This window comes from cf. Phormidesmis sp. LEGE 11477 (genome assembly GCF_015207105.1).
In the GTDB taxonomy this organism is placed as follows: domain Bacteria; phylum Cyanobacteriota; class Cyanobacteriia; order Phormidesmidales; family Phormidesmidaceae; genus Phormidesmis.
Window position 1 is genome coordinate 1 of the sequence record NZ_JADEXO010000026.1, and the last position, 24,403, is coordinate 24,403.

Below are 24,403 nucleotides of genomic sequence, written 5' to 3' on the forward strand. Positions count from 1 at the left end.
CCCTGATACTGCCCCTGCGCCGAATACCGATCCTCAGTCTGGCGCATCCGACTCACCCCCGTCTGCACCCACACCCGCCCGCCTGCAGGCGTATACTTCACCGCATTGTCTACTAGGTTACTCACTACTTCACCTAGCGCCTCTTCCTCGCCCCATACCGAAGGCGTATCTGGGGCCACCTGCGCGTGCAGCTCCACCCCTTTTTCAGTTGCCACAATGCCAGCCACCGCCAAAATAGGCTCTAGAATATCCGGCAAATACTGAGCGGATAGGGTCAGCACATGACCTAGCCCAGTGCCTCTGCTTTTCTCATCAGATTCTGCAGCTACCGTTGCCCCAACCGCTGACACAATAGGCTCTGTTTGAGGCGGTAAACTCAACGGTGCAGGCGGTAGCAGCGGTGGGCTAACAGCAACGTCATTCGCCAGATCCGCATCGCCAATTGCCACTGTCTCATCAAAGTGAGCCACCATCTCGCGCAGTCGCTTGCTTTCTCGTACAATCCCGGTGGCCACGGGCTCATTTGGATCTTCTGGCTCAAGCCGCCTGACCAGCAGTTGCCCAAAGGTCGTCACCGCCGTCAGCGGATTGCGAAACTGATGCAGCAAATTGTGAAAAATTTCCGACTGGCGACTTTGAAGTTCTCGCTTGTCAGAAAGCTGACTTTGCAGCCACTGATTGCGCCGCTCTAATACACAGCTCGCCGCCAGCATCTGAGCGACTGCTTCGATATGCTGCTGTTCATCGTTTCTCCAGGGGCGATCGCGCCGCACCGTTACCAGCAACCCCACCACTACCTCGCTATACACCAGTGGCACTACTAGCCGCTGATCGCCCTGTAGCTCTGGGCGATCGCGTCCCTCAACCCCTTTAGAACGGTCGTTTGCCGCTGCTGGTTGGCTAGCTACTTCGTCTGTAAATTCCTCAGCGAAGCCCTCAGTAAATCTCTCAGTACTTCCCGGCAAAGCCAGTGTGCCTAGCTCACCGTCCCCATATCTGCCTTCAAAGTTCTCTACCCAGCGCTCAATCGATTCTGGATAGCTGACTACGGGCGCAAAATTGCGCTGCTTACGAGCATACGTACCTTCCTCCTCGGCTGGATCGTCCATGGCTAGATCGGCAACATAGATAGCCGCAGAAGATTCCTCCATCTGCTGAATCAACAAACGCAGTTGAACCCGACAGAGCGACAAAAATTCAGGAGAGGCGATCGCAGCCATAAAAGCGTCTACGCAAGCAAAATGGAATGAACTAGAAGCTGCTATATACGGACTATTATGTACGGGCTATATACAGAGCATTTAATTGAGCTGAAGTGTTAAGTTTTAACATTTCCTTAATACGTCTTAGGCAGAAATATCGCTGAGCGCAACCTATAGAAACGCTGTTCTGCCATACAACACGCTTTCAAGCCTTAGCCAAAGATAAACGCAAATTGTTTTTTTAACCAACTTGAAATTCTAAGTCGTACCTGATATATTTTGCAAGGTCTTAGTCATTTTGTAGCTCTTGCTACACCTGAAACACACTACGGGAGGGAAACAGTTGGCACGCAGACGCAAACGCAAAAGCCGTCGTCGCCTAGAGGGACGTCGCATTCTAGAATCAGTTCCTCAATTTAGCATTGAAAGCGGAGAGGAGAAGCCGGTCACAGCCGCTCGCAACTACATTCATGCTCAAGGTATCTGTCCACCGGCCCTACTGCTAGTTAAGCGAAACGAACACACAACCGATCGCTACTTTTGGGCAGAGAAAGGTCTATTCGGTGCTCAGTATGTGGAAGAGAACCATTTCCTGTTTCCTAGCCTTCGTCTACTCATGAGCGAAGAAGAAGAAGAAGTCGCCGTTTCTATATAGAGAAAGCTTTAGCCGCGCCTCTTAACTGAGCTTTAACAGATCTACTGCAATAGATCCATCTGAGCTAGATCCGGTTGAGACCAGTTCAATTGAAACAAGTAGCAACCGAAATAGAGCAGTAGTCGAAATAAAGTATAAGGAGCGATGCATATCCGTCGCTCCTTTTTTATGCGTTTTTTTGCCTTTGTTGCGCTTCGATCGAGAAAGTAGGCAGATCTCAACATCCTCCTACCAAGCTTTTAATGTAGAGGCCAAAGCGTTCTTAAGCTCAGCTAACTCATCCCGATGGCCTCTGACTGTTAGCTTCGAGGCAAAGTCCTCAGCTTCCGCCGTTTCTACTCGAAATACCACCTTCTCTGGCCGACTAGATTTTCTCCAATAGAAAACCCCTGCCAGGGGCGAGGCCGCTACCAGTACAAACATCACCCGCCCCCAACCTGGAAAAAGCGTCACCACAATCAGCGCCAAACAGGCGAATCCGACCGCCGCCAATGCTGATAAGAAAACGGCTAGAAACCAGCTAGGGCTCACCAATCCCGCTACCGTTACGGCTGAGTCGTCTGTGAGCGCGGCGACGACTGGCTGCTTCTTGCTAGCCTCTGCTGGCGTCGGCTCTATCTGCCTGTAGGCACGTCCTTGGAAATAGTCCATCACCGCCTGCTGCAAAGGCTCCGGCGGCTGAGTCGAACCAAACTGAGCCACCTCAATTCTGTCTTTCGTAGACGCCCGGATAAAGAACACCAAGCCAATCACCATCAGGCCAGTCAGAAGCAGCGTAGAGGCTCGGGTTGGATCAGTGAACACAAAAGAAACTCCGAAGCAAACAACAAAGAGCAGCAGATACAGGCTATGCCCCTACTCTCCCACAAAAACATCCCACAAAAAATGCTGTGGCGATTATCTGCCACAGCACGGTACTCAAACATAACGATGCTCAAACATAGCGGTCTTTGGAGGATGAAGCAGGCACTATCGAGCAGGCGCTATCAGACAAGCTAGGAGCTAGCGTATTTAACACCAGCCGAAACAGGTCGCATCTGAGCCGGAATCTGCACGTTGCTCTTCTGAGCGGTAACAGGCGTAGCGTTTTGCTTGCCCACCATATATCGCTGCCATAGATCGGCTAGCTCGCGAGCTTTCATCTGCCAGTCTGGGCGCAGGCGATACATCCGGCGAGGGCGACCTCGACCTTCGACCTTCTTCCAATAGCCCATGATTGCCGCCTGGTTTTCGAGAAACTTCAAGGCGCTGTAGAGCACGGTGTCAGACAGCCGATAGTTCGGATAGTCTTTTTCAATAGCGTGAATTAGCTCTGTGCCGTATGAGTCGTGACGGGTAAGCACAGAAAGAACGTAGCAGACAGCAAGCTCTTTATTGAGATAAACCGGCGGCGGATCTTCAAAAAACTGATAGATATCTTCAAATTTCATGGGGAAGCTCCGATAGCGGGTGAGAGAAGGAACAGCGATAGCCGGTTATAGCTAGCGTCGGCTGCAGTGACCAAAACTATAAATGAATTACGTTGGGACAAGTAGCTGTGCTAGAACTGCTGATTTATTTTAGACATGGAATAAAAGATTTGCTTAACTTTTGCGTAAGTAGTAACCATCTGAAAGGTTTTGTCAGATTTGCGGCCTAATTTATGATAAAAAGTTTGATTTCTTTATATTCTCGCCAGCTTTTGCTCCGAACAAAAGAACTTTTATTTCAAAATGTTGTTTTTGCGTAAACTAGAGGGCGTTGGCCTAAAGGTCTCCGGCTCAGGGGATGCTGGGTTGTTAGGCGCTTCAGTCTGCAGGCTTTGGGTAGTAAAGAGTACGCGATCGCGCTGAACTGCTGCTAGCTCTAGATAGACCGGGCCAATCGTATAGGTTGACTGACTGGCGATCGCTTGAATTTCTATTGGCTGATTGTAGACTTGAACCTGTCGCAAAAAGTCTAGAACTGGGTCGCTCAGCCCTCTAGCGACGATCGGATTGAAATAGATAATGCCATCTCTCCTGGCCTGAATCTCAGCGCGTACCTGAAGGGCTCGGTAGCGCTCTGCGAGATCTTCGTTAGTCAGATCTTCTGATCTCACCTGCACAGAGGCAATGGTTTCCCCAGGAATATAGCGAATTTCGTTGACTGGCGCTTCTAGATTGACCTGTAAGCAGGGCTCGCCTCCTGCATTCAAAATCTCGCCGACGCAGGGCTCTCCCACTACGTAGTTAGCAGCTGAGTAAACCCGGATCAGATAGCTTCTAGTGTCTGTCGTCGATTCGATAATCTGTTGCACCACGTCGGGATCGAATTGGATGACAAAGTTGTTGACTTCTTCTAGGCCCGGCCAGATATTTCGCAGGGCGATCGCATTTGCCTGAATCAGCGCAGCCTCCACCGCCCGCTGAGCGGCTGCTTCAGAATCAGAACGGGCGATCGTCACCGCTAGGGTCTCGTTGCGGCGGATCGCTACATTGCCTAGCCGTAAGACCTGAAATTCGTCGTCTAGGCGAGCAATCTCTTCTGTGAGTAGCGTTTGCTGCGCTTGCAAATCGTTGAGGCGGCGGGTGCGTTCTTCAATATCCTGGTCGCGCTGGGCAATCTGCTGATCGCGCAGTTGCAGCTCTTGGTCTCTCTCTCTCAAAGCCTGATCACGCCGCTCAATTTGCGATCGCACTGTGGCGCGTTCTTCGATTAGCTGCTGTCGTTCGGCGCGCAGTCCGCCAATCTCATCGCGCAGGCTGCCGATCTGGGTCGAGACGCTTTCTAGCTGGTCTTGCGTCTCAATTAGGCTGCTGAGCGTTTCTTCTTCTCTGGCGATCGCCGTTCGCAACGACCGATTGGTTTGCCTCAGCCGATCTTGAGCTTCTGTCTGTAACTCTCTTGATTCTTCTAGCGTGCCTTCTACAACTTCTCGCTCTGCTACCGCCGACTCTAGATCGCTTTGTGCCTCAGAAAGATCCTGTTGAATATCGTCTAGCTGAAAAAGTCCTTTACGTAGCTGCCCATCTAGCGCGATCAGCAGCATCAGCGTCGAAAAAGAGGCCACCATCCCAGTCACCACGCTGACGAGTGTCGCCGTCTGCCTTGGGCGCAAGTTGAACAGACTCAGACGAGACTTGCCCACCTTCATGCCAATGCGATCGCCTACCGTCGCAATCACACCGCCCAAACAGGCCACCGCAAAAAGTAATATAAATCCAGTCATTCATCCCTACATGGCCGCAAGCAAGAACGCACCACTCGCATCAAGATGGTAACTGATTGTTCTAACGAGCGATGCGACTAGTCTCTAATGCGTCTACAATACGACACCGCATACGAGCTACTGGTCTAGCAACCTACTGAACCTAGTGAGCTACTGACTTAACAAACTACGACTTAACAAACTACGACTTAACAAACTACGACTTAACAAACTACTAAGTGAACTGTTGAGACAGCGTTACTGGATCGTGAACCGTGATCTTTTTCTTGTGAATAGAGATCATGCCCTGCTCACGCAGATCGCCCAGTAGCCGAGTCACTGTCACCCGCGTAGAACCAATTGCCTCTGCGATCGCCTGATGAGACAGCTTGAGATCTACCGTAATGCCCTCATTTCCAGGCACGCCAAAATCACGACAAAGAATCAATAAAAAGCTCACCAGCCGCGACCCCATATCTCGATGAGCCAGCGTTTCGATCATCATCTCAGTTTGTAAAATCCGCGAAGACAGCCCTCGCAGCATCATCGCCGACAGCTCTGGATGTTCCTTGAGCGCCACACTCATTTGGTCAGCCTGCAAAGACATCAGCTCAACCGGCGTAAACGCCACCGCATGATAGAACCGGTCCGAGCGATCGCCCGTAATCAACGACAGCACACCAAACACGCTATTCTCACGCAGCAAAGCCACCGTAATCTCTTCGCCCGCCTCATAGACCCGCGATAGCTTCACTGCCCCCTTCGTCAGAAAATACACCCGCTCAGCCGGGTCGCCAGGAAAGAAAATCGTTTTATTGCGCTCATACGACTCCACCACTGGCGGCAAAGCTCCTCCTACAAACGAGCGAAACATATCAGCGATCGGCGAACTGGGAACTGCAACCATGATGACAAGGATAAGGGGAATTTCGGGGCTAGGCTGACCTATGCATATCAAAAAGTCAAGGCCCTTATATGAGCAAGACCAAGAGTAAAACTAGAATGTCAGGGGAAGCTCACTATGCTACCTACAATAAAGCCTATGCTCTCTAGAGTGTTTTGTATTCGACGTTACAAAACAGAGACGCATATCTACATACGTACGCCCCTATCCGGCGATCCCCTTTTTTCAGTATGCTCCTAAGGCGCATTTAACGACCTTCAAACGACCTTCAATAGATAAAAGAGACATGCTAGATCTGACCGGAAAAAAAGCCCTTGTCACCGGCATCGCCAACAATCGCTCGATTGCCTGGGGAATTGCTCAGCAGCTCCATGCCGCCGGGGCAGAAATTGGCGTCACCTACCTCCCCGATGAAAAAGGCCGCGCTGAGAAAAAAGTTCGCGATCTCACTGAACCTCTCAATCCCAGCCTTTTCCTGCCCTGCAATGTTCAAGACGACGATCAGGTCAACACGCTCTTTAGCACCATCCAAGACAAATGGGGCAGCTTCGACATTTTGATCCACTGCCTTGCCTTCGCCAACCGCGACGATCTCACGGGTGCCTTTAGCGACACTTCCCGTGCCGGATTCGATCTAGCCCTTAGCGTCAGCGCCTATTCCCTCACTCGCCTAGCCCAAGGTGCCAAAGACCTAATGCCAGAAGGCGGCAGTATCGTCACCTTGACCTATCTAGGCGGCGTGCGCGTCGTCCCCAACTACAACGTCATGGGCGTGGCCAAAGCCGCGCTAGAAATGAGCGTTCGCTATCTAGCGGCAGATCTTGGGCCGCAAAACATTCGCGTTAATGGCATTTCGGCTGGCCCGATTCGGACGCTGGCCTCTTCTGCGATCGGTGGCATCCTCGATATGATCCATCACGTCGAAGACACCGCGCCCCTGCGACGTACCGTCACCCAGATAGAAGTCGGCAATACGGCGGCGTTCCTATGCAGCGATTTGTCTAGCGGCATTACTGGCCAGGTGATCTACGTCGATTCTGGCTATGCGACGATGGGCATGTGACTTCGACTCCGCTCAGCCGCCAGTGACTTTCGTGCAACCTATCCCGTAGGTTGAGCGGAGTTAAGACCTTTGAGGAATACTACGGACTTGTCCATCTCTATCAAATTCTCAGTCAGCAATTTACCAAGTTGTTGCTGAATATCTTTGCGGTCAATGGTATAGACTTTTTGCAATACGTATATTACTTCGCAGGCAACTTCTATTGGCAGGGCGACTGTTTGCTGCTCGATAATTTCGGCTGCCTGCGGTGATAGCTCTGCATGGTCGTCCAAGAGATATCGCAAAACGACATTTGCATCAACGATGTTCATATTTCTCACTTATCGCTGTTTGCCATGCGCCTTGCTCTTGTGCGTCAAGTCAGGTTTAGCGTAATGTCTCAGGGAACCGCGTAAGCTCTTTTTATGGGTGGCGGGTGGCGCTGTCTGTTGTGGCGAGGTTAATACGATAATTTCTACTTCCTGGTTCCAAAACTGTTCTGGTAGCTGGAGATAAATCTCTCCATTTTCTACGGTTTGAATTTTACGAATGGCTTCCATCGGTCAAAATCTCTCATCTTTGTAGTTGACGAAAATTGTAGATGCGTTCTGAGTATATCTAGTTCATTCTTCTGCCTTTGCGGCCTCGGATGTTTCGGGAAATCGCTCGGGTTGAATGGGTAGCGGCTAAGGAAGTCATTGAGTATTTTTTTGAAGTAGGTTTTGTTTTCTTCGAGCATTTCGCGGGGTTCATAGAGCGAGTAGTTGCCGTGGCTGAGGATGTTGATTAGCCGTGCGTGTAAAATGCCTTCGGAGTCGTCGTTGTCTTGTTTTAGGTTTACGCGGTTGAGTGCTTCAAACTTTTCTCGGAAGTTTTGCTCTAGCATGATGCGATCGCGAATGTCCTGACGATAGCTATATTTCAGATCGCCCAATTTTTCGATTAAAGCTTGTTCGATGGCTTGTTCGATCATAGTCGCGCTCAAGGAATACAAAAAACCAGCTTTCCAGCCGTAGACCCTCGGACAAAAAACTTTATCTTACTGATAATTGCTGCTGTCCTTAAAATCGTAAATACTCACTCGGGGCGGTGTCTGCTGGGATGAAATGAGCGCGTCATTATGGCGAGGGGCGACTCAGGCCAAAGATGCGAGCAGCTTCTTCAGAGCCGATAAAGCGCCAGTGCCACGGCTCGAAGCTGACGCCCTGCGGGTTGCCTTTAAAGAAAGACTCCTCGAAGCCGAAGCGTCCGGCGTTGGCCTTGAGCCAGCTATAGGCAGGCGTGTATTCAAAGTCGTAGGTGATGTCGGTCTTGGGTAGGGTGACATCGCCGATATCGACTGCGTAGCCAGTGTGGTGTTCGCTGTGTCCGGGCGGGGCGCTGAGTTTGGCGGCTGCTGCTTCGCTACCGAGTTTGGCCACTTGAGCGGCGAACAGATCTGCTTGGCGAGCGACCGTCCGAAATCCAGAAATTGCCTGAATCTTGATGGCGTCAGCAGCAGCGGCAGCTTTCATGCTCTCAAAGGCCGCCGCCGCCTCGTAATGTAGGTACTCTTCGCGCTCGTAAGATTCTCTGGTGAACATCCCAATTGATTCGATATCGCCACCGTAGGCTTCATCGTATGGGAAATGGCCGTATTTAATCCCTGCCGGATTTTCATACTGGGCAGCGTATTCTTCTATTTGAGGTGGATTCTGGATGGGTGCTAAAGGCGCACTATCCGGGACGGGCACCGGGCTAGCGGGCATAGAACCCGGCGGCGGCGGGGCGATCGGTGTGATAGTGAGCCGGGCGGGGCTTTCAGGGGCTTCGCTTGTTTTTGCAGCTGTCGGGCCTGGGCTATCGGGCGGTGAAACGGCGGCATTGGGCAGCGTGAAGTGAACCGCTAATCCGATTAGCGGAATGCTGATTGCCGTAACCGTGGCCACTGTCAGCCAACGGTAGCGAGCAGGAATAGAATCAAGCAACTTTGACAGCATGAGAAGCCTTGGCGGAAGCGTAAGCGGATGATGGTGAGAGGAAAGGCCGATAGAGAGAAGTAGAGAGAAAGCTAGGGATTAGGGCTTAGAACCTTAACATCAAGATCTCCGTCTCCATGCTAATCTCGCCGGACCAATCTTGTCGGATCAATCTCTTTGGACTCATTCCACCGGACTAATCTCGCTGGACTAGCTGAGCCGCAATCCAGCCTTCTGCGCCCGATTTTGGAAAGGTGACTTTGTACCAGGTGTAGCCGCCTGAGTCGGTAGAGCTGGTTTGAATAATAATGCGATCGCCTGGATAGGCAATATGCTGAACCGAATAGTTAGTCCCTGGCCCAGAGCGGATATTCTTGCTGCCTGCCTCTGCACTGACGATGGTGGCATTGGTGCGATCGACGGGTGTGGGGGTCGGCCTGGGCGTGGGTCTAGGCGTTGGCATAGAAGGCGGCGCGGCGTCACCGTCGATCTGAATTAACTGCCCCGCAATCCAGCCTTGTGCGCCACTGGGCGTCAGGATCTGATACCAGGGAAAGCCTTCGGCGTCATTTGTCCGGTTGACCACTCGAATGCGGTTGCCGACCTGCACCGTATCCACCACGGCAAAGCTAGTGCCTGCGCCCGCCCGGACGTTCTTACTACCCGATTGACCGACGACAGAACCGTTTGCATTTGGAGCCGCAGCAGGTGGCGGTGCGACCGGGGCAGGCTCCGCAGTCGGCAGCGCGACTGGCGTTGGCGTGGGTGTAGGGGGCTCTTCTGGGTTAAGTTCTTCTGGTGTGGGTGTCTGGTCTATTGTTTCTACAACGGCCTCAGAGTCATCACTGTCTCTAGTAGAAAAGCCGGGTATTTGCTGAGTCACAACCAGCGCCCCAATCAAAATGCTAAAGCCTACCATCCCGCCAACGATGACCGCTCCTTTCCACTGAGAAGATTGGGAAGAGGCTGGTGCAGGCCCCTGGCTGGTCATTGGGTAAGGCGCACTTGGATAAGCTCCATTCGGATAAGAGCCACTCGGATAGGGCATAGAGCCCGGTTGATTCGTCGGACCGGCGCTGATCGGTGAGACCGCGATCGTATCTGGCCCTGTAGCCTGCACAGGCACAAACGGCGCAGAGGAGACCACAGTTTGGGTCGATTGGGAAGCAGTAGTCGCTTGGCCAGCAGTCGGCCCAGACATCTCAGTTCCCATCTGGTTCATCATCAGCGTGTTGAGTACAGACTGCATATCTCGCACAGTAGCGAAACGGCTCTGTGGGCTGACATGGGTGGCGCAGTCTAGAAAATTAGCAAACCCGGTGCTGATACCAGGTGCATGTTCTCGCCAGCTCAATGAGCCCGTTTGAGGATCGCTGGTCAGCTCTTGCGGAATTCTGCCAGTGAGCATATAGATAGCGCTCATTCCTAGGCTGTAGATATCGCTAGCGTAGATTGGGCGACCAGACATCTGTTCGCTAGGCATGTAGCCGGGGGTGCCGACCACAATAGAGTGCGTGCTTTGTTCACCGCTGTTGATCACGGTCTTCATGGTTTCTTTGACCGCGCCAAAGTCGATTAGCACTGGCTTACCGTCTCTAGCTCGCAAAATAATATTGTCGGGTTTGATATCGCGATGCACCATTTTTTGGCTGTGGATGTAGGCGATCGCACCTAGCAAATTTGCCACCACCGCCTGCACCGTCTTTTCACTCTGCGGCCCTTCATGCTGCACCTTTTGCGTCAGCGTCATTCCCTCTACCCACTCTTCTACCAGGTAGAACTCACCGCCCTCTTGAAAATAGGCATACAGGCGCGGAATTTGATCGTGCGCCTCACCTAGCTGCTCTAACGTCGCTGCCTCTCGCTCAAAGCGATCCTTCACCATCTGCGCGATTTCAGGCTTTTCATGCACTGGCTTTAGCTGCTTTAGCACGCACCGCCGATTCGATGGCATATGCGTATCTTCCACCAAAAAAGTCTTGCCAAAGCCCCCATCACCTAGCACATTCAGAACCCGATACCGATTGCTAAGCAAGATCAGAGGCGTATCTTCCACCCTTTCATTGGCGACGTTTTCTGGCGAACTCTCTGAAGGCATCGAAAGTAGTTCCTGTACAAAAATAAATAAAGTGATCTCGTTTCAGAGATATTTCACCCGCTTGGTGATCTCGTCCTTGCCTCAGGCTGCTAACGAGACGCTACTTTTGATGAATTGTAATGGTTTTTTCCTTCACAACAAACAAAAATCTAGTTAAAGATACAATTACCTTCACTGTCTATATCTTTGCTGCAAACGACTCATCTATTCATTCAATCTTTTATTTCTTCATTGACTTATTTTTATTTACTTAGCTGTTTACTCAACGCTTTCTCGCTTTCTTATTGCTTAAATTCACACAGATAGAAACTATATAGATATGGATCGTCCATCATCTTCTACGACGCTATTCACTGGTCCTTATATCGAACTAAGTAATCGCGAGCAGATACTGCGATTCGAGTTGACGCAGCCTGTTCATCGTCTGGGCAGAGATAGTACCTGGGCAGATCTGGTGGTGCCTGCCCAAGGCTGGGGCGTGGTCTCTGGGCGGCATATTGTTTTTACTAAAGAAGGTGATCACAAGGGCGGTGCCTACCGGATTCAAGATGGTGATGGGCAATCGAAGCCAAGTACGAATGGACTGTTCATTAACCACACGCGGGTGACGATGCAGCCGGGGATGGTGATGCATAAGAACGCTCAGTTTCAGATCGGTCAAAATCCTCAGAACATGATTTTGCTTGATTATGTTGTGCAACCAAGTGTGCCGATCACCGCACATCTAAAGCAGACGAAGCTGGCTTTGCGAGGACTGGAATCGACGGTGGCGCTAGGCCGTGAGCCTGCAGCAGTCACCGATGCGGTGGCGATGACGTTAGATGCCCCTTCGGTTTCTCGCTATCATGCGTCAATTCAGCGGGAGGGGCCGAGATATGTTTTGCGTGATCGCTCTACCAACGGCACCTATGTCAATCGCCATCGCCTTACCCATCCTTACGCTTTGCAAGAGGGCGATATTATCCAAATCGGCCCGTTCACGCTGCTGCTGCGAAATGAGGTTTTAGAGATATTCGACCGAGGCGATCAGCTGCGCCTAGATGCGCTGAATCTGGTGCGCCAGGTAAAGTATGCCAAAACCCAGAAGACTATTCTAGGCGGTGTCTCTCTGGCGATTGAGCCAGGGCAGCTAGTGGCGATCGTCGGCGGCAGCGGCGCTGGCAAATCAACGCTAATGAAAACGCTGTTAGGCATTGCGCCCACTACTTCTGGCACAGTGCTTTTGAACGGAGATGATTTACGCCAGAACTTCGATCTCTACCGCGCCGAGATTGGCTATGTACCTCAAGACGATATTGTTCATTACAATCTCACGGTAGAAGAAGTGCTCTCCTACGCCTGCGAACTGCGTCTACCGCCCGATACCGATATTCCCGCAGCGGTGACTCGCACCCTAGAGCAGGTCAAGCTCAGTCACGTTCGACATACGCTAATTGCTCAGCTCAGTGGTGGCCAAAGGAAGCGCGTCAGTATCGCGGTAGAGCTGCTGGCGAATCCCAAGCTGTTCTTTCTCGATGAGCCGACCTCTGGGCTCGATCCAGGGTTGGATAAAAAGATGATGGCGCTATTGAGAGAATTAGCGGATCAGGGGCGCACGATTGTACTGGTGACGCATGCCACTTCTAATTTGGAAGTATGCGATCGCATTGTCTTTATGGGCAGCGGCGGCCAGCTTTGTTATTTTGGTCCGCCCAAAGAGGCCATGACTTTCTTCGAGGCACCTGAGGCTGATTTCAAATACTTTGCTGATATCTACATCAAGCTTGACGAAGGTGACAGCGACCAGGAGCGGGCCAAAAATGTTCAGTACTGGGCGCAAAAGTTCAAGCAATCGCCAGATCATACGCAATACGTTCAATCGGTGCTCAGCACTGCCAACAATTCAACCCAGACTGAGAAACCCAAAAGACAAAAGATGTCTTCTTGGCGGCAGTGGCTGATTCTAGGACGGCGATATTTGAAACTGGTGAGGCGCGATCGCTTTAGCCTGCTGCTGCTTTTCTTCACCGCCCCCATCGGTGTCCTGCTAATTCGCCTAGCGCTTCAATCCAAAAATCCACTGGCCGAACCGCCTAGTCCGGTCGATCCAGCCCAAGGCCCTCTAGCTTTGCAAGTCCTGTTTGTCTTTACCTGCGCCACTATCTGGGTCGGGCTTTCGGGCACCGCGCAGACCATCGTCAAAGAAGCCAATATCTATTTGCGCGAGCGTCTCGTCAATCTGCGGCTCATTCCCTATCTAGGTTCCAAGTTTTCTATTCACACCGGGCTTGCCCTTGTTCAAACGCTGCTGCTAGTCCTGGTTATTCTGCTTAGCTTTGAAAGCCCCCAGCCGGATCTGATGCCGTGGAGTCTTAGCCTATTAGTGACCAGTTTTCTTACACTGTTGGCTAGCACCAGCCTAGGTCTGATGATTTCTGCTTTCGTCAGCAATCCGACTCAGGCAAACAGCACGCTGCCCTTAATCCTCATTCCTCAAATTGTCTTCTCCGGCACTTTATTTGAACTAGAAGGGGCTTCTAGAATTATCTCTTGGCTGATGATCAGCCGCTGGTCAATTGGAGCCTACGCCGCTGGATTAAATGTAAATCAGATGGCCCCTGAACCCATCGAAGGCATAGTCTCTATCTTCGAGAGTACCGCCGCCTATGATGCTACTTGGGACAACCTGATGTTGAACTGGGGGATTTTATGCGTTCATAGTTTGGTGTATTTGAGCATTAGCCTGTGGCAACAAAAGCAAAAAGATATCCTGTAATGTCCTACCAGCCGCCCTTTAATATCACAGCTAAGATTGGCAACCTGATCAGTTCCATTTCAGAGCAGATGGGTCGCCTCAATACGCAGTCTCTACAGATATCGCCGCAGCTACGTAAACAAAATCGGATTCAAACCATCCAGGGAACTTTGTCAATCGAAGGAAATAGCCTATCGGTTGAGCAGATCACTGCCATTCTCGAAGGTAAGCGGGTTCTAGCCCCCCTTAGAGAAGTTAGAGAAGTTCAAGGCGCTATTCGAGCCTACGAGTCCTTACCTCGGCTGAATTCCGTTAGTCTCTCAGATTTCTTGGATACACATTATTCTCTAATGTCAGATGTTTTGATAAATGCGGGAAAGTTTCGGAAAGAAGGCGTAGGCATTCAAAAGGGTAATCAGGTTATCCATATGGCTCCGCCCGCAAAGAGAGTTTCTCACCTGATGTCAGATTTGATGGAATGGCTTAAGTCTACTGAGGAGCACGCTTTGATCAAGAGCTGCGTGTTCCACTACGAACTAGAGTTTATTCATCCTTTTATGGATAGTAATGGTCGCATGGGTAGGCTTTGGCCAACGCTGATTCTAGGAGAGTGGAATCAGCTGTTCTTTTTGCTGCCAATCGAAAGCGTCATCAAAGACCAACAGATGCAGTATTACCGAGCGCTTGAAGATGCTGACAGAGAGGCCAGCAGTACGGTGTTTATTGAATTTATGTTGGATGTCATTGATACTGTTTTGCAGCAAAATAGAACCGAACTGGTTCAGAACGAAGAAACTCAGAACAAAAAGACTCAGAGCAAAAAGACTCAGAGCAAAGAGATTAGCGATCGCACCCGCAAGAAAGAACTACCCAGCGACCAAGTAAGCGACCAAGTAAGCGACCAAGTAAAAGCACTGCTAACCGTGATGGATAGCGGTCAATACTGGAGCACCCTGGAACTGATGGAAAAGCTCTCTTTGTCTCATAGGCCAACCTTTCGTAAGAATTACCTGAACCCAGCGATCAGGGCGGGCTTGGTAAAGATGAGATATCCCAAAAGCCCACGCAGCCCAAAGCAAAAATACAGTCGCAGGTAAGAGAGACATCATTTGAGATAACGTCTGATAGGCAAGATAGTATGCAGCCTGCGTTAAGCTACTCTGGTCTCTACACCAAAAGTTGTAACTCTCTGTAATCAAGAGACAGATCTCTTAGCATCAAAAGGAATAGTTCTACGAAATCGTAGGTATCGTTACTTCCCGCGCGACAGACTTCCCTGTAAATACTTAGTACGGGAGAGGAATTGTTGCTTAGGTGTTGATTGCTCTCGCGGAGAAACGATTGTTGCTTTGGCACTACCGCTATGCTCTCACTTCGAGATATTTTCTTCGCCTTTATCTGGATTGCGCTGCTGATTTTAGCAGGCCGAATCATTAAAAACAAAGTTGGTTGGATTCAAAGACTTTATCTACCCGAATCAATCGTCGCCGGGGCCTTGGCGCTGCTGCTAGGTCCGCAGGTGCTGGGTTTAATCGTCACTGCGATCGCGGGTGAGGGAGCGCTACTTTCTGAAGGACTGTTTTCTGAACCCATCCGCGAAGCCTGGTCTTCAGCTCCAGGTATCTTTATCAATATTGTTTTTGCCGCACTCTTTTTAGGAGAAGTCATTCCTAGTCCAAAACAAATCTGGCGTAGGGCAGCGCCACAGGTCATCTTCGGTCAGTCTTTGGCTTGGGGACAGTACGTAGTCGGTATCCTTGTAACCCTGCTGATTCTTATTCCCTTGTTCAATGCAAATCCAATTTCGGGAGCGCTAATCGAGATTGGATTTGAAGGAGGACACGGCACCGCCGGAGGGATGACTTCGACGTTCGCGGATCTAGGATTTGAAGAAGGGGCGGATCTAGCCCTAGGTTTAGCGACCGTTGGTATCGTCACCGGCATCATTACAGGAACCCTTTTGGCCGACTGGGCGCGCAAAAAGCAGCATGTCTCAGTCGCTCAAGATCAAGATACTGATGCGGTCGAAGATACCGTTCCTGAGATGTCCCATGAAGACAATGAACGAGTTAGGGAGCGGCGGGCTCACCTGACTCGCGGACTGCTAATCGACCCGCTTTCTCTCAATTTTGGGTTTGTCGGTATTGCTGTTATCTTTGGCTGGCTGATTCAGCAAGGGCTGATCTTGATAGAATCCCTGACCTGGGGAAACACCGGGTTTACGGTGATGGAATATATACCGCTATTTCCAATGGCGCTGATTGGCGGCATCCTGGTGCAGCTAATAATGGTGCGATTGGACATAGACGCGCTAGTAATTCCTAGGCTAACCAAAAACATTGCGGGCACAGCGCTAGATGTGGTGGTGGTTACTGCCCTTGCCTCTATTTCTTTACAGGTAATTGGTGGCAATCTCGGGATATTTTTGATCTTGAGCGTAGCAGGTATCACCTGGAATATTGTCTTCTTCCTATGGTTTGCGCCGCGACTCTTCCCAGACTACTGGTTTGAGAAAGCTATTGGCGATCTAGGCCAATCAATGGGTGTAACCGCCACTGGCATCTTGCTAATGCGAATGGTAGATCCTGAAAATCGCTCTGGTGCGTTTGAAAGTTTCGCTTACAAGCAGCTCTTTTTCGAGCCTATTGTAGGCGGTGGCCTTTTTACCGCAGCTTCCCCTGCCTTGATCTCTAGTCTTGGGCTGATCACCACTCTGCTGATTACAGCCGGACTGCTGGTGTTCTGGATAGGCGCGGGCTTCGTACTAATGCGACAAGAAGCGCGATCAGCTGTTGCCAAACAATAGCTTTCCACAATTTTTGAGAGGCTTCAAAACCGATAGGAGAGAGATTTCTAAACTCCTGTCGGTTTTCCTATTGTTTGTCAGTAAGCCATCGCAATCAATTCTGCGCCTAGCACTGAAACGTCTGATAGTACGTACCTGTTTAGCGTACACCTTGGAAAACCTCTCCCTTACGGTTCCCATAGGGAACCAAGTCCTGTATCTCTAAACACATAGCCGATGTCCCCTCCGCCGGAGGGGTGTCCGAAGTGCAGCGGAGGTCGGGGTGGGTTTCGATATGTACGCTAAACACGTACGACAGTACCACTGTCATAGAAAGCTCTTAAGTCAGTGTACTGTACCTCAGCTCAGTGACCGATGCTATAGAGTACTGCCGAGAGTATTTATAATGAAGTTGTAACTGAAGTTCGTTATTATGCTGATTACTAGTGAATCACTCAAACAAGATATCGAAAAACTTTCAGAGGAGCAGCTTCAACGAGTTGCTGAGTTCGTCGCTTTTCTTAGATTTCAAGCACAACGAAGGCACGTAGAGATCGATCCGGATCTTTTAGCCCCACTTGCAACTGAGTTTGCAGAAGAAGACCGCGCTCTAGCAGAATCAGGTATGGACGACTATGCGGAACTCCTTTTGAAGGAAGAGCATCAGTGACAAAACAGTATTACTCTAACAACTAACATACGCCGCGCTTCCTTACCAATTTGCATGTTAATCAAACGGGGAGACGGCGGACTATTACAAGATTCCGTTGCTCTTTGTTTTCAGCTTCGAGTGCTAGACAAGACTCGTTTAATCAAGCGATTAGGACAGCTAAACTCTAAGACAGTTGCTGAGCTTGAAGGCGTGGTTTTAGTAACTTTGGGATACGAGCTGTAAACCTTACTCATCAGTCTGTGAAAGCTTGATCTACTGCGATCGCATCGATCATACCAGCCGTTTCACCATTTGGATTCAACAGTGGCTGCAGTGCGATCACCTGCCCCATTTTCATCTGCCCATACGTAAACACGCTCGGCGTTCCTTCTGGCAACAGCGCCTGAACATCTTTCCACACGTACGGACTGCCATAAACCACGACTGCCTGCACATTGTTCTCTAGCGCTCGAATCAGCTCAGCGGCGATCACACTTAGTCCCTTACCACTACGAAACGGGTTGCCTCGAATAAATAGCTGCAGCAGCGTTGTCGCCTCCTGGCGCAGGTTGGCCGTTTTCGCACTACGGCTATCTAGCAATGTCAGCTCGTAGCCCTGGCTCGCTGGCAAAGCAATAGCCGGAGCGGTTTTATCTAAAAATCGACAGTTCAACAGATCGTCTACTAGCACTAAATTTTGACCTGGAATCAGCGGCGCACTAATCCCTTGGCTGAGTGACTGACTCGGCACATTGCTCACTTGCTGGGATGTTTGTAGAATTTCCGCAGCAAGCGATCGCGCTTTCTCGGTCGCAATCTGTTCTATCTGCACAGGCGGCACTGACTGATGCTGCCACGCATGGCGACTCATCCCATCAGTCACCATCAGATCGGCAATCTTGTGCTTAGCTCGCCAGATTCGCTCGACCGACTGAAGAATCGCGCTAGCAGCAATGCGCCCGCTATTAACCGCTTCGCAAATCGAGGCGATCGCGCCTTCGACATCGCCCGGCATCAGCACTATATCTGCGCCTGCTGCCACCGCTAGCACCGCCGCCTCATTCTCACCATACTGCTGAGTAATCCCTCCCATTACCAGCGCATCGGTCACAATCAAACCGCCGAAGCCCATATCCTGACGCAGTAGGCCAGTCAGTGTCACCTTAGATAGCGTCGATGGATAGTCTGGATCTACCTGTGGCAGCTGTAGGTGGCCCGTCATGATGCTGTCTACATCAGCTGCGATCGCCCGTTCAAAAGGCACCAGTTCTAATGCTTGCAATCGATCAAAGGCATGATTGATCACGGGCAGTCCTAGGTGCGAGTCCATCGCCGTATCGCCGTGTCCTGGAAAATGCTTCGCCGCGCTCAGCACCGAGGCGCTGTCTTTTGTGGCCTGGGTGCCTTGGATAAAGGCGCTGGTCAACTGCGCCACCACATCAGCCGTTTCACCAAACGCTCGCACGTTGATCACCGGATTGTCTGGATTGTTGTTTACATCCACCACCGGCCCTAACAGCCAGTTTATGCCAATTGCGGTGGCTTCTTGTGCGATCGCTCGGCCCATCTGCTTCGACAGCCGCCGCGCCAAATCCAAATCTTTTTTGGCAATCTCGCCTAGTGCCATCGGCGGCGCAAACCAAGTCGCTCCGCTAAACCTCTGCCCGACTCCTTCCTCAATATCCGCTGCTATCAATAGCGGATATTTCGCCTGGGACTGTAGCGCCTGGGTGCGTATGCCGACTTCTGCCGCGCTTCCTCCTAGCAAGATGACACCGCCAATGCCTAGAGCAAGATAGCGCTGCATCTGCGCGTTCGTGGCTTCCCACTGCGGGTATTCCACCTCGTGATCAAATAGATGGCCCGTCGTCCGTACGACCATCATCTGCGCCACCTGTTCTTCTAGGGTCAGCGTATCTGGGCTAGGCAAACGAGAAGAGAGCATGAGCGATCGTCAAAACACTGTTGAGTCATCATCTGTGGATCTAAGAGCTTGCGGTTTATGGACCGCTACTCTCTTTTGTATTCGCAGCACTGATGAATCAGCTTGGCGACTAGGCCAGTCCAGCCTGTCTGGTGGCTAGCGCCAATGCCCTCGCCCGTATCCCCATTGAAGTACTCATAGAACAGAATATGATCGCGCCAGTGTTCATCTGTTTGAAAAGTCTCGTTGTCACCATAGACAGGTCGATGACCGTTCTCGTCTTTTATAAAAGTGCCGATCATTCTCTCTTCTAGTTTTGTGGCCACATCCCACAGATTTATCTCTGGGCCAGAACCGTAGGGACATTGGATTTTGAAGCGATCGCCAAAAAACTTGTGATAGCGCTGCAATGATTCAATTAGCAAATAGTTGGTCGGAAACCATACCGGACCGCGCCAGTTAGAATTACCGCCAAACAGGCCAATGCTAGATTCTGCTGGTTCATAATCAACCCGGTAGATTGTGCCATTGACATCAAAGATATATGGATTATCTGCATGGAAGCGAGAAAGCGCCCGAATACCCGTCGGTCCTAAAAACTCGTGCGGTTTCAGCATCTTTGCTAAGATACGTCGTAGTTTGTCAGGTTTTACAACAGAAAGTAGACGGCGTTTGTTTTCTTTTTCACCGTGGGTAATCATATTCTTAGAGAGTTCAGGGCGGTTGGCCTCGAACCATTCCAATCGCTCAGTGAAACCGGGTAGCCGATCTAGCAGTTCAGGTTCTAGGGTGACGTTGGCATAGAGGGGCATCAGACCGACTAGCGAGCGAACCTTGATCGGCATGCGGCTCATGTCGGGCAGGTGCAGCACGTCGTAAAAGAAGCCGTCCTCTTCGTCCCATAGCTGTGTAGCGTGCTCGTCAGAAGCGTTCATGGCTTCGGCGATGTAGATAAAGTGTTCAAAGAACTTAGTCGCCATGTCTTCGTAGACAGGATTTTCTAGCGCCAATTCTAGGGACATTGAGAGCATATTCAGACAGTACATTGCCATCCAGCTAGTGCCGTCCGCTTGCTCTAGCCTGCCGCCAGTCGGTAAGGGTTTGCTGCGATCAAATACTCCAATATTGTCCAAGCCTAGAAAGCCGCCCTCAAAGACGTTGTTGCCTTCTGTATCTTTGCGGTTTACCCACCAGGTAAAGTTCAACAATAGCTTTTGGAACAGGCGCTCTAGAAATAGGCGATCGCTCTTGCCGGTTAGCTTGCGCTCAATCTTGTAAAGTCTCCAAGTTGCCCAGGCATGGACGGGCGGGTTCACATCCCCAAAGGCCCACTCATAGGCAGGTAGCTGACCGTTTGGATGCATGTACCATTCGCGGGTCATGACGTCGAGCTGCTGTTTAGCAAAGTCTGGATCGATCATGGCCAGCGGAATGCAGTGAAAGGCTGTGTCCCAAGCGGCAAACCACGGATATTCCCAGGTGTCGGGCATGGAGAGAATGTCTTGACTGTCGAGATGATGCCAGTGTTGGTTGCGTCCGCGCAGGCGCTCGGTGGGTGGATTGATGGTGTCTGGATCGCCCTTTAGCCAAGTGCTGACATCGTATAGGTAATACTGTTTGGTCCACATCATGCCAGCAAATGCCTGTCGCTGCACGTTTCGCAAGTCGGCGGTATATACGTCAGGAGAGACCTGGTGATAAAACTTATCGGCTTCGATCTGGCGCAGGTCGAATGTTTTGTCAAAGCTGCTGCCCAGCGGATCGTCTATCTCTGGCGAATTGGCTAGTCTGAGCTTGACCTGTTTGGTTTCTCCAGGGTTGAGGGTAAGAGAATAGTGAACGGCTGATTTTGTGCCCACTTGGTCGGGGTTAACCGCTGCTGTGTCTTGTTCAATCAAGTAGCGGTGAAAAGCATCTTTGACATAGGGAGAGCGGTTGGGAACATCAAAGAGCTGTTCTTTGTTGGTTTCGTTCTCAGTAAATAAAAGATTGTTCTGGGTAGAAGAAAGTTCGTCTGCGTTCTCTCCTAAAGGTATCCATTGATTAGGTGAAGTCGAGCTAGATGAACCTGGCTCAGATCGAGCAGACGTAGGCGTTTGGCAATATAGCCAGCTTTGTCCTAGCTCGGGGTGATGAGTTTCTAGAATCGAGTACGTACTGTCCGATTCTTTGACTTTGATAGTCGGTTTGAGCGTATCGGTTTGCCATACCCAGGTATTGCGAAACCATAGGGTAGGCAACAGGTGCAGATCAGCAGCCGTATCTCCTCGATTGGTCACAGAAATTAGGATCAAAATATCGTCGGTGTCGGCTTTGGCATATTCGATCTGAATATCGAAATAGCGATCGCCTTCAAACACGCCTGTCTCCATCAGCTCATATTCTGGCTGAGTGCGATCGCGCGCTCGATTTCCATCCAATAGCTGCTGATAGGGAAATTCTGTCTGCGGATATTTGTACAGCGCCTTCATATAGGAATGAGTCGGCGTACTGTCTAGATAGAAGTAGTATTCTTTGACATCCTCGCCGTGATTGCCCTCATTCCCCGTCAGGCCAAAGAACCGCTCTTTCAAAATCGGGTCTTGGGTGTTCCACATCGATAGAGCAAAGCAAAGCTGCTGACGATCGTCGCAGATGCCCAAGATGCCGTCTTCGCCCCAGCGGTAGGCTCTAGATCTGGCCTGCTCATGCGGAAAATAATCCCAGGCGTTGCCGTGCGGGCTGTAATCTTCGCGCACGGTGCCCCACTGTCTTTCGCTGAGGTAGGGGCCCCATTTCTTCCAATTTTTTCCTGGCTGTGATTGGCTCTCTTGCAGTCGAATATGTTCTGGGGTAGGGATGAAGCTTGTCATACAGCAGCGACATTTCAAAAGCAGCATCCACAATATAGAGCCAAAGCTTAAGCGCCTGCTAGCACAGAACTCATTTCTGCTGGCAACATCTATCTATAGTCTGGAGTTTTATAGACTATTTTGTTCAGTGGCCTGCTGCAAGTCGGCGGCGCGAAGTTTGCTCATCCGAGCGAAGCATTGTTCTTTGGAGTCAGTGACGGTTGGACTATGGTCAGCTTCATAAGCGCAGTTGCGATCGCGATACTCAATCCAGGCGAGCTGCACATCGGTCAGGGCCTCTACGCGCGGCTCGCTCAATGCCGCGATTAGATCCTGATAGCTTTCATTGAGCTGAGCGTCGGCCTCTGCGTAGCTCAATGACGTTTGCCCTTCACCTGCTAGTTCTCTAGTTCGATTGAGGTTGCGATCGCTAAGGCACTCACCATAAACTAGCGGCGCAATCGATCCGCCGGCAAACCGGTCGGCAGCGAAACCGCAGTCTAAGTCTTGAAACCTGATCCACGCGGATTCTGAGCTAGCAAGACTAGTTTTGCCTGCTTCAGTCAGTGAGTCCGCTATGAATGCCTTGACGAACTCTAATTGAGCACTGGTCGCATCCGCATTTCGCTTCGCGCACATATTCATTTCTGTTTGGGTATCGAAGCTGCCGCAGTCCTCTAAATTATCGACGATAGGACCAATCAGTAAAATCTCAGGCTTTTCCGCTCCGTATGGAAGAAAGTAACCCTCTGGTACTGTCGGCTCAATCGGCGGTACTTCGACTGCTGATTCTGACGCTGGTGGGACTTGAACTATTGGCTCTAAGCCCGATGATTCTGACGTAGGCTGCGTTGATGATGTACAGGCGGATAGCGCCAGCAAAGAGAATGCTAGAAAAGAAAACGTAGTCTTTTTCACGGGTTGTACACCTGAGCTGTACGTCCTGGCTGTCTGTCTCAGCGAAGAGGCGTTAGCTTAGAACTATCAGATCAGGTTGATTGATTTAATTTGAACGTATTGAACCAAGATGCACTAGCTGATGCACTAGCTAAAGAGCGCGGCTTCTAGATCGGCGAGTGCCGTTTCTAGGCTATCGTTAACGATCTGAAAATCGAATTCGTCAGCAGCGGCGAGTTCTACCTTTGACTGGGCCAAGCGTTTGGCGATCGCGCCCTCATTGTCTTGTCCTCGGCTGCGAATCCGCGTCTCTAATGCCGCTACATCAGGGGGCAACACAAAAATTCGCTTCGCTTCCGGAAAACTCTCTTTGATCTGGCGCGCTCCCACTAGTTCGATCTCTAAAACAATTCGCTGGCCCGAGGCGATCACAGCTTCGATTGGGCCTTTGGGCGTGCCGTAATAGTTCCCGGCAAATTTTGCCCATTCGAGTAGTTCACCTCGCTCGATCATCGCTTCAAACGCGGCTGTACTCACAAAGTAATAGTGTTGACCGTTAACTTCTCCAGATCTAGGCTGACGAGTCGTCACCGAGATTGAGACTTGTAGATTGGGATGGCGATCGCGCAGATGCGCCAGCAGCGTTCCTTTGCCCACCCCGCTAGGACCCGATAGCACAATCAGTTCACCGCTAGCGACTGCCGATTTCGACTCGTACACATCTTTTCTTTCTTCGTATCTTTTCTCGTGCCTTTCCTTCAGCCCTTGCCCCGCCACTGTTCTCCTATGCCTCCGGTAGATCGAATAGCACCGTCGTCATGTAGCGCTCGGCCCACTGAGGGTCAAACGCTTTTTCTAAGACGCGGCGAGTTTTGTCATTTTGCTGCTGCTGCTGGCAGTAATAGCGCTGTCGAGCGATCAAGTCGGCTCGGCGCTCAGGTGTCGGTAATTTGCTCAGCGCCGTCTGTATGTGAATGCTCAGATAGGCTTTAGCCTGTGCCAGAAACTGTTGCTCTTCAGCGGGCGTTGTCGGTTTTACAAAGCAGCAAAACTCCGAGAAAATCCGCTTTCCCCACTCAGGTAAATCTCTAGGCTGACTATAGTTAGTCTGAGCCAGTTGGGAAAGCTGACGGGTGTATTCAGTAGTCAAATCGCCTGCGGCAGTTGCTGCTGACAAATCAACAATTGCGGCGCTGATCTGGCCTCTACCGCTAACAATGTCACAGCCAAAGATTGGCAGTTCATACTCGGGTCGCGGAAACATTACACAGTGCAAGATATCCAAATTCTTGCCGATTTTCGCTAGCTCTAGATGCATCTTTCTAAACTGAGGCGTCTGATAGCAGCGATTTTCAATAATAAGTTTCTCGCCCTCTAGCTTGCCTTCCACGTAGCCTAGCTCTTCTGGAAGATAGTACGGCGAAAGCGCCAACTGCTGCCAGCCGGCTTCTATGCCCTCAGCTAACTGACGGACTAGGGGATGCTGAGACTGACGAATAGATGAAGTAGCGACAGAAAGCGGCATGTACTCAAAGGTGAATTAAAGAGCGCA

General features: G+C 50.8%; 22 protein-coding genes. 7 read left to right on the forward strand and 15 right to left on the reverse strand.

Annotated features, from left to right (window positions below; all coding sequences use genetic code 11):
* The coding region (locus tag IQ256_RS09800) for a GAF domain-containing sensor histidine kinase (RefSeq protein WP_193855367.1) at positions 1-1,220 on the reverse strand (1,220 nt) is incomplete at its 3' end.
* A 325-nt stretch (positions 1,221-1,545) separates the two neighbouring features.
* Between IQ256_RS09800 and IQ256_RS09805 the strand changes: the two genes are divergently transcribed.
* Entirely contained in the window at positions 1,546-1,857 is a 312-nt protein-coding gene (locus IQ256_RS09805) for a DUF3155 domain-containing protein (protein WP_193855368.1), read from the forward strand.
* Positions 1,858-2,085: 228 nt separating this feature from the next.
* Here IQ256_RS09805 and IQ256_RS09810 read toward each other — a convergent pair whose 3' ends face one another.
* The 4 genes from IQ256_RS09810 to ntcA all read right to left on the reverse strand — a co-directional run bounded on the left by IQ256_RS09810 (position 2,086) and on the right by ntcA (position 5,933).
* Entirely contained in the window at positions 2,086-2,661 is a 576-nt protein-coding gene (locus IQ256_RS09810; RefSeq protein ID WP_370623399.1) for a cofactor assembly of complex C subunit B, read from the reverse strand.
* A 191-nt stretch (positions 2,662-2,852) separates the two neighbouring features.
* Positions 2,853-3,287, reverse strand: a complete 435-nt coding sequence (locus tag IQ256_RS09815) for a PadR family transcriptional regulator (RefSeq protein WP_193855369.1) — start codon at positions 3,285-3,287, stop codon at positions 2,853-2,855.
* A 272-nt stretch (positions 3,288-3,559) separates the two neighbouring features.
* A complete protein-coding gene (locus IQ256_RS09820; RefSeq protein WP_193855370.1) occupies positions 3,560-5,047 on the reverse strand; it encodes a DUF3084 domain-containing protein in 1,488 nt (495 codons plus the stop codon).
* A gap of 214 nt (positions 5,048-5,261) precedes the next feature.
* Complete coding sequence (gene ntcA, locus IQ256_RS09825; protein ID WP_193855371.1) at positions 5,262-5,933, reverse strand: global nitrogen regulator NtcA; 672 nt, start codon at positions 5,931-5,933, stop codon at positions 5,262-5,264.
* Between the two features lie 283 nt (positions 5,934-6,216).
* On the opposite strand from ntcA, the gene fabI reads away from it, so the two are divergent.
* Positions 6,217-6,993: an enoyl-ACP reductase FabI gene (fabI, locus tag IQ256_RS09830; protein WP_193855372.1), complete on the forward strand. Its 777-nt coding sequence runs from the start codon at positions 6,217-6,219 to the stop codon at positions 6,991-6,993.
* A gap of 38 nt (positions 6,994-7,031) precedes the next feature.
* Here the strand turns inward: fabI and IQ256_RS09835 are convergent, their stop codons facing one another.
* The 5 genes from IQ256_RS09835 to IQ256_RS09855 form a co-directional block, all read right to left on the reverse strand.
* Entirely contained in the window at positions 7,032-7,304 is a 273-nt protein-coding gene (locus IQ256_RS09835) for a PIN domain-containing protein (RefSeq protein ID WP_193855373.1), read from the reverse strand.
* A 9-nt stretch (positions 7,305-7,313) separates the two neighbouring features.
* A complete protein-coding gene (locus tag IQ256_RS09840) occupies positions 7,314-7,532 on the reverse strand; it encodes a hypothetical protein (RefSeq protein WP_193855374.1) in 219 nt (72 codons plus the stop codon).
* Positions 7,502-7,945, reverse strand: coding sequence for a hypothetical protein (locus IQ256_RS29540; RefSeq protein WP_228024734.1), 444 nt, complete (start codon positions 7,943-7,945; stop codon positions 7,502-7,504). The genes IQ256_RS09840 and IQ256_RS29540 overlap by 31 nt, the downstream gene beginning before the upstream one ends.
* A gap of 145 nt (positions 7,946-8,090) precedes the next feature.
* Positions 8,091-8,951: a D-alanyl-D-alanine carboxypeptidase family protein gene (locus tag IQ256_RS09850; RefSeq protein ID WP_193855375.1), complete on the reverse strand. Its 861-nt coding sequence runs from the start codon at positions 8,949-8,951 to the stop codon at positions 8,091-8,093.
* Positions 8,952-9,126: 175 nt separating this feature from the next.
* A complete protein-coding gene (locus tag IQ256_RS09855; RefSeq protein WP_193855376.1) occupies positions 9,127-11,028 on the reverse strand; it encodes a serine/threonine protein kinase in 1,902 nt (633 codons plus the stop codon).
* A gap of 319 nt (positions 11,029-11,347) precedes the next feature.
* Here IQ256_RS09855 and IQ256_RS09860 point away from each other — a divergent pair, with 319 nt between their 5' ends.
* The 5 genes from IQ256_RS09860 (at position 11,348) to IQ256_RS09880 (ending at position 17,442) form a co-directional block, all read left to right on the forward strand.
* Positions 11,348-13,783: an ATP-binding cassette domain-containing protein gene (locus tag IQ256_RS09860; RefSeq protein ID WP_193855377.1), complete on the forward strand. Its 2,436-nt coding sequence runs from the start codon at positions 11,348-11,350 to the stop codon at positions 13,781-13,783.
* Entirely contained in the window at positions 13,783-14,859 is a 1,077-nt protein-coding gene (locus IQ256_RS09865; RefSeq protein WP_193855378.1) for a Fic family protein, read from the forward strand. The genes IQ256_RS09860 and IQ256_RS09865 overlap by 1 nt, the downstream gene beginning before the upstream one ends.
* 266 nt (positions 14,860-15,125) lie before the next feature.
* Positions 15,126-16,568 (forward strand): sodium/glutamate symporter, encoded by a 1,443-nt coding sequence (locus IQ256_RS09870; protein ID WP_193855379.1) that lies wholly within the window; start codon positions 15,126-15,128, stop codon positions 16,566-16,568.
* Positions 16,569-16,980: 412 nt separating this feature from the next.
* On the forward strand, positions 16,981-17,217 hold the full coding sequence (locus IQ256_RS09875) for a hypothetical protein (protein WP_193855380.1): 237 nt from the start codon (positions 16,981-16,983) through the stop codon (positions 17,215-17,217).
* A 9-nt stretch (positions 17,218-17,226) separates the two neighbouring features.
* Entirely contained in the window at positions 17,227-17,442 is a 216-nt protein-coding gene (locus IQ256_RS09880) for a type II toxin-antitoxin system PemK/MazF family toxin (RefSeq protein ID WP_370623403.1), read from the forward strand.
* 10 nt (positions 17,443-17,452) lie between these two features.
* Here the strand turns inward: IQ256_RS09880 and IQ256_RS09885 are convergent, their stop codons facing one another.
* The 5 genes from IQ256_RS09885 to IQ256_RS09905 form a co-directional block, all read right to left on the reverse strand.
* Positions 17,453-19,144, reverse strand: coding sequence for a glycoside hydrolase family 3 N-terminal domain-containing protein (locus IQ256_RS09885; RefSeq protein WP_193855382.1), 1,692 nt, complete (start codon positions 19,142-19,144; stop codon positions 17,453-17,455).
* A gap of 65 nt (positions 19,145-19,209) precedes the next feature.
* Positions 19,210-21,975: a glucosidase gene (locus tag IQ256_RS09890; RefSeq protein WP_193855383.1), complete on the reverse strand. Its 2,766-nt coding sequence runs from the start codon at positions 21,973-21,975 to the stop codon at positions 19,210-19,212.
* 108 nt (positions 21,976-22,083) lie between these two features.
* On the reverse strand, positions 22,084-22,872 hold the full coding sequence (locus tag IQ256_RS09895) for a lysozyme inhibitor LprI family protein (protein WP_193855384.1): 789 nt from the start codon (positions 22,870-22,872) through the stop codon (positions 22,084-22,086).
* Positions 22,873-22,998: 126 nt separating this feature from the next.
* The gene (gene gmk, locus IQ256_RS09900) at positions 22,999-23,628 is read right to left on the reverse strand and encodes a guanylate kinase (protein ID WP_370623401.1); all 630 of its coding nucleotides are present in this window, start codon (positions 23,626-23,628) and stop codon (positions 22,999-23,001) included.
* Positions 23,629-23,635: 7 nt separating this feature from the next.
* A complete protein-coding gene (locus tag IQ256_RS09905; protein WP_193855385.1) occupies positions 23,636-24,376 on the reverse strand; it encodes a phycocyanobilin:ferredoxin oxidoreductase in 741 nt (246 codons plus the stop codon).
* Positions 24,377-24,403 lie beyond the last annotated feature (27 nt).

What these genes read in the sequence shown, in the direction of transcription:
- IQ256_RS09815 (WP_193855369.1), bottom strand. Translation starts at nt 3,287, where the DNA reads ATGAAATTTGAAGATATCTATCAGTTTTTTGAAGATCCGCCGCCGGTT.
- IQ256_RS09820 (WP_193855370.1), bottom strand. Translation starts at nt 5,047, where the DNA reads ATGACTGGATTTATATTACTTTTTGCGGTGGCCTGTTTGGGCGGTGTG.
- ntcA (WP_193855371.1), bottom strand. Translation starts at nt 5,933, where the DNA reads ATGGTTGCAGTTCCCAGTTCGCCGATCGCTGATATGTTTCGCTCGTTT.
- fabI (WP_193855372.1), top strand. Translation starts at nt 6,217, where the DNA reads ATGCTAGATCTGACCGGAAAAAAAGCCCTTGTCACCGGCATCGCCAAC.
- IQ256_RS09835 (WP_193855373.1), bottom strand. Translation starts at nt 7,304, where the DNA reads ATGAACATCGTTGATGCAAATGTCGTTTTGCGATATCTCTTGGACGAC.
- IQ256_RS09840 (WP_193855374.1), bottom strand. Translation starts at nt 7,532, where the DNA reads ATGGAAGCCATTCGTAAAATTCAAACCGTAGAAAATGGAGAGATTTAT.
- IQ256_RS29540 (WP_228024734.1), bottom strand. Translation starts at nt 7,945, where the DNA reads ATGATCGAACAAGCCATCGAACAAGCTTTAATCGAAAAATTGGGCGAT.
- IQ256_RS09850 (WP_193855375.1), bottom strand. Translation starts at nt 8,951, where the DNA reads ATGCTGTCAAAGTTGCTTGATTCTATTCCTGCTCGCTACCGTTGGCTG.
- IQ256_RS09855 (WP_193855376.1), bottom strand. Translation starts at nt 11,028, where the DNA reads ATGCCTTCAGAGAGTTCGCCAGAAAACGTCGCCAATGAAAGGGTGGAA.
- IQ256_RS09860 (WP_193855377.1), top strand. Translation starts at nt 11,348, where the DNA reads ATGGATCGTCCATCATCTTCTACGACGCTATTCACTGGTCCTTATATC.
- IQ256_RS09865 (WP_193855378.1), top strand. Translation starts at nt 13,783, where the DNA reads ATGTCCTACCAGCCGCCCTTTAATATCACAGCTAAGATTGGCAACCTG.
- IQ256_RS09870 (WP_193855379.1), top strand. Translation starts at nt 15,126, where the DNA reads ATGCTCTCACTTCGAGATATTTTCTTCGCCTTTATCTGGATTGCGCTG.
- IQ256_RS09875 (WP_193855380.1), top strand. Translation starts at nt 16,981, where the DNA reads ATGCTGATTACTAGTGAATCACTCAAACAAGATATCGAAAAACTTTCA.
- IQ256_RS09885 (WP_193855382.1), bottom strand. Translation starts at nt 19,144, where the DNA reads ATGCTCTCTTCTCGTTTGCCTAGCCCAGATACGCTGACCCTAGAAGAA.
- IQ256_RS09890 (WP_193855383.1), bottom strand. Translation starts at nt 21,975, where the DNA reads ATGACAAGCTTCATCCCTACCCCAGAACATATTCGACTGCAAGAGAGC.
- IQ256_RS09905 (WP_193855385.1), bottom strand. Translation starts at nt 24,376, where the DNA reads ATGCCGCTTTCTGTCGCTACTTCATCTATTCGTCAGTCTCAGCATCCC.